The following is a 413-nucleotide window of genomic DNA, read 5'->3' on the forward strand; positions in this document are numbered from 1 at the left end:
ACCGTAGCCCCCAGAATCAACCTTTACTAGATTAAATAAACTAATGTCATTTAATATCTCAAACTCTTTATGCTCGTAGATGAGTCTTTTTACATCATAATATCTTACTTCTTCATTCTCAAAAATTATTTTTAAGATTAGATTGTCCATAGCTTTAACATTTTTTATTTTGTGGAAAATCATAATTACTCCAAAGGTTCTAATTGTTTAAAGTTTTGTGTATTCCAAATATTTAATAGTTCCTCTTGGTTGTTTTTTGCCCATTCCAATACTAGAGAACATGCTTTATTTGGTAAATCACCTTCTATCATTTTTAATTCGTTTATATCAATAACTCCAACATACTCACCATATATAGCATGAAAATGCGGAGGATTATGTTCTTTTTACTGAAAGTACATTTTGATAATGAT

Annotated in this window: 1 protein-coding gene and 1 pseudogene; both read right to left on the minus strand. The window is 28.1% G+C overall.

The window, feature by feature from the left end; all coding sequences use genetic code 11:
• Positions 1–183: DUF2442 domain-containing protein (locus EZH24_RS13515; protein ID WP_137999496.1), on the minus strand; the 183-nt coding region annotated here is incomplete at its 3' end.
• A gap of 2 nt (positions 184–185) precedes the next feature.
• Positions 186–371 (minus strand): annotated as a pseudogene (locus tag EZH24_RS15215) (DUF4160 domain-containing protein); the annotation flags it as partial.
• Positions 372–413 lie beyond the last annotated feature (42 nt).

The organism is Brachyspira catarrhinii (assembly GCF_005518285.1).
GTDB classification, from domain to species: Bacteria; Spirochaetota; Brachyspiria; order Brachyspirales; family Brachyspiraceae; genus Brachyspira; species Brachyspira catarrhinii.